Here is an 8,026-nt window from a genome sequence, read left to right on the forward strand (position 1 = left end):
TGATTAATATGTCAAAAAAAGAATTTGTAGATGCTTACGCAAAAGCAACAGGAGAAACTAAAAAAAGAGCTGAAGAATTGGTAAACCAATTTTTAGATACAGTTGAAGACACTTTATTAAATGGAGATTCAGTTCAATTCGTTGGATGGGGAACATTTGAAGTAAAAGAAAGAGCAGCAAGAACTGGAATTAACCCACAAACTAAAAAAGAAATAAAAATACCTGCAAAAAATGTTGTTAAATTCAAAGTAGGTAAAAAATTAGCTGACAGCGTAGCAGAAGGAAAATAATTTTTACTTCACAAACTAATGGAAAGGCTATTTCTAAATGAAAAATCATTAAGAGATAGTCTTTTTGTATAAAAAAATAACACTTTAAAACTGAACTTAAAAGCTGTAATTATTCATTCAAACTTTAATTTTTAGTTCAATTTTGAAGAAATTAAAGAATAAAATATAAAAAGATTAGATAGGAAGAAAATGATTTTATATAATTTATTAAGATTTTTACTGTATTTTATAATAATAATCTTATCAATATTTAATAAAAAGTTGCTAAAATTTTTTAAATCACGTCTGTTTCAAAAAATGGGAAATGATAAATTCCTAAACAATAATGAAAAAGCAATACTTATACATTTCTCATCAGTTGGAGAATTTAATTTATCAAAGGAATTAATTGAAAAAATATTGCAAAACAGGAATGCTGGTGAAAATCAGAAGGTAATACTTTCAGTTATGACTGATACCGGGTTTTCAGCAGTTAATAAAAAATATTCAGAAAATAAGAATGTAAAAATATTTTATTTTCCACTTGATGATTTTTTTGAGATAAAAAAAATTTATAAAAAATATAAAATAGAAAAGACAATTGTTGTAGAAACGGAAATTTGGCCAAATTTATATTATTTTGCTGCAAAAAGTGGTGAATTATTCATTGTAAACGGAAGATTAACTGAAAAAAAACTAAAATCATATTTAAAATTTGGATGGCTTATAAGAAAAACGTTAAACCGTGCAACGAAAATAATGGTACAAAGTATTTCAGATAAGGAAAGATATGAGAAACTAGGGCTTGATAAAAATAAAATTAAAGTTTATAAAAATTTAAAATATTCGATTAAATATAGTAAAATTTCTGGTGAGCAAAAAAAGTATTATTATGATACGATTGTAAATAAAAATAAAAAAGTAATTGTATGTGGAAGTACACGTCCTAATGAGGAAAGGATTTGGCTTGAAGTATTTAAAAAAATAAATATTGATAATGAATATCAGTTAGTGCTTGTGCCAAGACATCTGGAACGAATCAACGAAATTGAAAATATAATCTTGGAAAAATTTTCAAAGGACGATTATTCATTATTGTCACAAATTGAAAAAAATATAACGGAAGCCAAAACTAATAATCGGGAAAAAATAGTAGTAGTTGATAAAATGGGAGTTCTGACTGATTTTTATCAGCTGGCTGATTTTGTCTTTGTTGGCGGGACATTTGTTGATATTGGAGGGCATTCAATTTTGGAACCGCTGTATTATGGGAAAAAGCCAATTATCGGGAAATATTTTCAGAATATAGAGGAAATTGTGAAAGATGCTAAAGAGTTGGGATTTATTGAGATTATAGAAAATGAAGATGAAATTGTTAGGTATTTGAAAAAATCTGAAAATGTTGATACAAAAAGTTTTTTTGAGAAAAATAATCAAATTGATAAAATACTGGAAGAAATACATTAGCTGAATTTTGAAAAATTTAAAAAATTATAAAAATAAAAATTTAAGGAAAGAAATTAAAAAATGGAAAATAAAATTGAAATTATAGGAAAAAATGGACAAAAACTGGAAATTACAAAAGCCGAAAAAGAAAAAAGGGCGAATATAAAAAAAGTAAATGATGAATTTAAAAAAATAAATGCAGAAAAAAGTAAAATTATAAATGAACAGGAACTTTGGAAATATTTTTTTGAAAAACCCAAAAGAAATTATAATAAATACATGTATGAAATGCTTGAATTTCCTGAGTATTTGATGTATAATAATGAGAACGTAGATAAATATTGTGGAAAATGGAATGATTTTTTTGGAAATAATAATGACATTTATCTTGAAATCGGCTGTGGGAGCGGCAATTTTACTGTGCAAAATGCAGAAAAATTTAAGGACAGAAATTATATTGCACTGGAATTACGATTTAAGCGGCTTGTTCTTGGAGCAAAGAAATCTAAAAAAAGAAACTTGAATAATATTCTTTTTGTAAGAAAAAGAGGGGAAACAATATTAGATTTTATTGGTAAAAATGAAATTTCTGGTGTGTATATTAATTTTCCTGATCCTTGGGAAGGTGAGGAGAGAAAAAGGGTTATAAGTGAGAGTTTGTTTTCTAAATTAGACATTATTTTAAAAACAGATGGGAAATTATTTTTTAAAACGGATCACGAACAATATTATGAGGATGTTCTGGAATTAGTAAAGGCACTTGAAAATTATCAAATTGTCTATCATACAAGAGATTTGCACAATTCAGAAAAGGCAAATGAGAATATAAAAACTGAATTTGAACAAATGTTTTTAAGTAAACATAATATGAATATTAAATATATAGAAATAAAAAAAATTAAATAATAAATATTGAAAGGAGAGAAATAAGAATATATTTTGAAAAACAGAAATAAAAAACTGTATATCAAAAATTCTTATAAATAATTATGGAAAATAAAAATACATATAACGAGCTGCTTTATAAATCCAATCCATTTAATTATACGATTCCATCGTTATTGGAAGCATATGGACGTTTATATGGATTAACACCAAAGGATTCGAGAAAAGCGAGAGTCTTGGAATTAGGTTCTTCATTTGGAGGAAATATTATAACGCAGGCACTTTATAATCCTGAATCTGAATTTATTGGTGTTGATTTGACGGCAGAGCAGGTAAAAAAAGGAAATGAAGTAATTGAAAAGATTGGTTTAAAAAATGTAAAACTGCTTGAAAAGAATATTCTGGAAATAAATAAGGATTTTGGGAAATTTGATTATATCATTGTTCATGGTGTATTTTCCTGGGTTCCTGAAGACGTAAAGGAAAAAATTATTAAAATTTGTAATGAAAATCTGACAGAAGAGGGAATTGCATATATTTCATATAATACATACCCAGGATGGAAAGAACCGGATAAAGTACGTGAAATGATGATTTATGCTAATAAATACTTCCCTGACTTTTCATTAGGAGATAAAACTCAGCGTGGAAAAGCATTTATATCGATTGTAGCAGATCAAATGAAAAGTTATACAGATATTGCTGAGAAAAAAGGGGATTTTATTAAACAAATAGAAGAAATTCTGGAAATGCAGGACTATTATGTAGGGCATGAATATCTTGAAGTTTTTAATAATCCAATGTACTTGCATGAATTTGTGGATTTGATGAGAAAGGAAAACCTGGAATATATATCCGATGTTGCATTAAGACTGTCAATTGCAAGTATTTATAATCAAAGTACAGTAGAAAAATTACAGCAACTTTCTCAAGGGGATCATGTTATAAAGGAACAATGTCTTGATTACATACTTGATACTAAATTTAGAAGATCATTAATTTGTAAAAAAAGTCAAATTGAAAAACTTAACTTTACTGAAAGTTTTCCAAATGAGATATTAGATTCGTTCCTTTTGACATTGAAATATACAGAAGAAGAATTACAGACATTAAATGAAGAGAATACAAAGGCCATTATGCTGGAATTAATTAAAACTCCAAATAACAGTTTTACAGTTCAGGATGCAATGAAAGTATGGGAAAACCTAAAAACTCAAGATGAAAATGCTAAAAATGAAGAAAAAGACGATGAAATTATTGCAAACTTGAGAAAATTTATTTTGAACAGCATGATTAATGGTAAAATAAAATTTTATTGTTCTGAAAATGAAATTGTGCCTTATGAAGAAAATAATGTTTATATATCAGAAACATTTAGAAATTATTTGAGGACTCTTATTGTGGGAGAAGGAGCAAATATAATTGGAATAGCAAATTGCAGAAATGAAATTATAGGTGACTTAAATGATGTGGACGTAATAGTTGCAGATATTTTATCAGAGCCAAAACCGGAATCAGAAATTTTAAAAGAATTATCAAAAACAACTATTTATAGAACAATGCCGGATGGTGAAAGAACAGAAGTTGAGGCTTCGGAATATTTACCTGAAAGCATAAAGAAATTTGAATTTTTAGGATATTTTACAAAAAAATAAAATGATAGAATGTGATGGGTGTCATAAAATACCTGTCACATTTTTTATTTGTAATAAATTTTAGTGTATTGTTAAGTCAAGTGCAACAAAAAAGGAAAAAAATATAAAAATAAAGCATTTTTTCATAGACAGAATAAAAAAAACGTGATATAATAAAAAACCTGAGGGATATTTAAGTAATTTCATTGAATATTCAAATTATGCTCAAATTTCTTTGACTTATACTGTATTTAAACACTTTTAGAATTGAATTGATGATTAAACAACAGTAGTAGTAATAATTTTTGAGTCAGTTTTAAGATGGATTTACTATAGAATTAAAGAGGAGAGGTTATGAAGGAATTACAAAAGTTTTTAGAATTGGATAATATAATCAGATTTCTGAAAACAAATCTTTTTAAGTTATTTATAATTTATCTAATTATAAAAATAGGAAAAATATTTAAAACTAGAATTGAAAAAGTATTAAAAATTATATTAGAAAAGTCAAATACAGACAAAAGTCTTGCTTCCTTTCTAATTTCAATTTATTCCATTTTATATTATTTCATTCTGATTTATATTTCAATTGGAATTCTAGGTATAAATACAACTTCTATTACAACGTTTTTAGGAGCAGCTGGGATTGTATTAGGGATTGCATTTAAGGAAACGTTGGGGAATTTTTGCGGTGGACTTATAATTTTGACATTTAAGCCATTTAGAGTTGGAGATACTATTGAGTACAATAACTATATCGGGACAGTCAAGAAAATTGAACTGTTTTATACAAAAATGTTAAATCCACAAAATGAACTTGTAATCATACCAAATGGAATAATTACAAATACTGAAATTCGGAACATCAAACAAAATGGTGAACGTAGGCTCGATTTAACAATAGGAGTTTCATACAAAAGTGATATTCAAAAAGTAAAAAATATTTTAAATAGAATTGTTCGGGAAGAAACAATGAATGAAGTTGAAGAAACAGAGATTAAAAATAATTTACTGACTAAACTTCAAAATAGTCTTCTTGAAAATAAGAATAAAAGTAGAATTAATATTTTTTCAATAATTTTTTCAAGCAGAAAAATGAAGGAAATGGAAGAAGAAGCTAATAAAGATGGATATAATACTGATAATGAAGAGAAGGAAGATAATGAAATCAACATCACAAAAAAAGTTGATAATGACAACAAAAAATTGATTTTGGCTTCAAAGGATCCTATTATTGGAGTAGGAGAACTAGCTGATTCTGCAATAATATTTTATATCTATGTTTATACACGTTCGGAAAATTATTTAACTCTTAAATTTAAATTAAATGAAAAAATAAAAACAGAATTTGATAAGGAAGGCATTGAAATACCTTATCCACAAATGGATGTGCATATGGTAGATAAAACAGTTATATATTAAAAGAATTTTGAATTAGATATATAAAATTAATAGACAAAAAGGAGAGAAGATGGAAATAAGGAGATTTTTGAATGACAATTTGGCACAAAGCAACTGCTATGTAATTTCTTATGGAAATGATTGTTATGTCGTGGATCCTGGAGAGGAGAGAATGACAGAAGTTATTGATTACATTAAGGAAAATAACTTGAATTTGCTGGCAATTCTTTTGACTCATGGACATTGGGATCATATTCTAGGGATTCCGTCAATATTGGAATATAAGAAAGTTCCAATTTATGTGAGTGAAGGCGGCTATGAGTTTTTATTTAATCCTGAATTATCACTTTTTGCGTGGAGGGAAGGGGAATTTGAGTTAAGCAGTGAAGCTCAGATTATAACCTTGAAGGAAAATGATAAATTGGGTAAAAATGGGAAAATATCTAAAGATGCTGATACCACTGGGATTAATTTTGAGATAATTGAAACGCCGGGGCATAGCAGAGGGGATATTTGTTATTATGACAGGAATAATAAAATGTTAATTTCTGGAGATACAATGTTTGCTGGAACTTATGGGAGAGTAGATTTGCCCACAAGCGATCCAATTCAGATGGGAAAATCGTTAAAGAAACTGTTAGCGTTGGATGAAGATATCAGGGTATATCCTGGGCATTTTTTCGATACTACAATTGGTAAGGAAAAAAGGTATTACTAAAATTATAACTTAGGAATTAAGGAAAAAAATGAAAATAATAATTCAAAGAATAAATTATGCAAAAATATTTGTGAATGATAAGTTTAAAGGAGAAATTGGTAAGGGAATAGTCGCATATGTGGGAATTTCTAACAAAGATTCTGAAAAGGATATTGATTTTTGTATTGATAAATTGGTTAATCTAAGAATTTTTAATGATGATAATGACAAAATGAATTTATCAGTGAAGGATATAAATGGAGAATTATTGGTTGTAAGTAATTTTACGATTTATGGAAACACAAAAAAAGGGAGAAGGCCAAGCTATACTGATTCGGCACCAGCTGAAACAGCAGAGAAAATTTATAATCTATTTGTTGAAAAATTAAGATGGACAGATGTTAAATTTGAAACTGGGGAGTTTAGGCAGCATATGAAAATTATTTCTGAAAACGATGGGCCTGTAAATTTAATAATTGATTCACACTAAAATCAAGAAGGGAGAAAAGAAATAAAAATGGTAAGAAAATCAACATTTACAATGGCGTGCATGTTATTAACAGTAGGATGTACTGGATTACAGACAAAAGGAGTTAGCGGGAGTGAAACAAAGACGGGAAGAAAAAGTAAAAACAATGATTTCTCGGCAACAAATGATGGAGATAACGAAAATATCACCATTGAGATAGTTCAAAACAAAAATAGAAAAAGCAATACTGAAAGTGAAAAAAGACATTCTAATCAAGAAACAGTTAAAGTGGAAAAATCAGATCAGATAAATAAAAAAAATAATAACAATGCTTATATAGATGAAAGTATAGATAATTTAAGAGTAACAAAATTATTTGATGAAAATAAGCTGGTAGATCGTTCAATGCCAAATTCGCAGATAGTATTGCAAAAATTGGCAGAATTAAAGAAAAAACATCAGGAAATTTTATTAAATGGTACATTTAGCCAAAAAAAAGCGGTGGCTTTACAAACACAGCTTTTAAAAGCATATAGCAATTGGAAGGGTACAAAATATTCTCTTGGTGGGGATTCGGAAAATGGGATAGACTGTTCAGCATTGACACGTAGAGTTTATCGTGAAGTTTACGGATATGAATTGCCAAGACAGACTATACAGCAAATTAAAGTAGGAGCTCACATTCAAAAGGAAAACTTGAAACCGGGAGATATTGTATTTTTTAGGCCTGAAGGAAATAATCATACAGCAGTTTACTTAGGGGATACGCTTTTCATAAATGCCTCATCGTCTAAAGGGGTTGTAATTTCTACTTTAGAAAATACATATTGGAATAAATATTTCAGATATGGAGTAAGAGTCAGAGCAGTTTAATAAGAATGTAAGGAATATGTATTAATTTTGATACATATTTTTTATTTATAAGGAAATTAAATTCATATTTTTTAGGTATTTACTGATATATTTGATAATTTTAAAAGAGGCGTCAGCCTCTTTTCCTCTTCTTTTGTCAAATAAATATACAAATGTCTACGACAAAATATCCAACCTAGTTGGATTAATAAAATATTAATAGTATTTTTTGAGGGGCGGATATCTGTAATGATAAAATTCCCATACAATCATTTTAACCTTGCATGCTGGACAGTAAAAAGGATTCATCCCGAAAGTCCTGTACATCTGCCTTTGATAAAATGAATATCTTGACACGGCAATGTTTTTCCTG

The 8,026-nt window shown here is 27.7% G+C and carries 8 protein-coding genes; all 8 read left to right on the forward strand.

Translation table 11 applies throughout. The annotated features are described in order from the left end of the window. Positions 1–8: 8 nt before the first annotated feature. Entirely contained in the window at positions 9–290 is a 282-nt protein-coding gene (locus K324_RS0113220) for an HU family DNA-binding protein (protein WP_026749552.1), read from the forward strand. A gap of 189 nt (positions 291–479) precedes the next feature. After that, positions 480–1,736 (forward strand): 3-deoxy-D-manno-octulosonic acid transferase, encoded by a 1,257-nt coding sequence (locus K324_RS0113225; RefSeq protein ID WP_026749553.1) that lies wholly within the window; start codon positions 480–482, stop codon positions 1,734–1,736. Positions 1,737–1,796: 60 nt separating this feature from the next. Next, a complete protein-coding gene (trmB, locus tag K324_RS0113230; protein WP_084533668.1) occupies positions 1,797–2,621 on the forward strand; it encodes a tRNA (guanosine(46)-N7)-methyltransferase TrmB in 825 nt (274 codons plus the stop codon). A gap of 83 nt (positions 2,622–2,704) precedes the next feature. After that, on the forward strand, positions 2,705–4,255 hold the full coding sequence (locus K324_RS0113235; protein ID WP_036095855.1) for a methyltransferase regulatory domain-containing protein: 1,551 nt from the start codon (positions 2,705–2,707) through the stop codon (positions 4,253–4,255). A 333-nt stretch (positions 4,256–4,588) separates the two neighbouring features. Beyond that, on the forward strand, positions 4,589–5,656 hold the full coding sequence (locus K324_RS0113240) for a mechanosensitive ion channel family protein (protein WP_026749556.1): 1,068 nt from the start codon (positions 4,589–4,591) through the stop codon (positions 5,654–5,656). Between the two features lie 49 nt (positions 5,657–5,705). After that, the gene (locus K324_RS0113245; RefSeq protein WP_026749557.1) at positions 5,706–6,353 is read left to right on the forward strand and encodes an MBL fold metallo-hydrolase; all 648 of its coding nucleotides are present in this window, start codon (positions 5,706–5,708) and stop codon (positions 6,351–6,353) included. Between the two features lie 28 nt (positions 6,354–6,381). Continuing rightward, on the forward strand, positions 6,382–6,822 hold the full coding sequence (dtd, locus tag K324_RS0113250; protein WP_026749558.1) for a D-aminoacyl-tRNA deacylase: 441 nt from the start codon (positions 6,382–6,384) through the stop codon (positions 6,820–6,822). Positions 6,823–6,849: 27 nt separating this feature from the next. Continuing rightward, positions 6,850–7,674 (forward strand): NlpC/P60 family protein, encoded by an 825-nt coding sequence (locus tag K324_RS0113255; protein ID WP_036095858.1) that lies wholly within the window; start codon positions 6,850–6,852, stop codon positions 7,672–7,674. The last annotated feature ends 352 nt before the right edge of the window (positions 7,675–8,026 follow it).

This window comes from Leptotrichia trevisanii DSM 22070 (assembly GCF_000482505.1).
GTDB lineage: Bacteria > Fusobacteriota > Fusobacteriia > Fusobacteriales > Leptotrichiaceae > Leptotrichia > Leptotrichia trevisanii.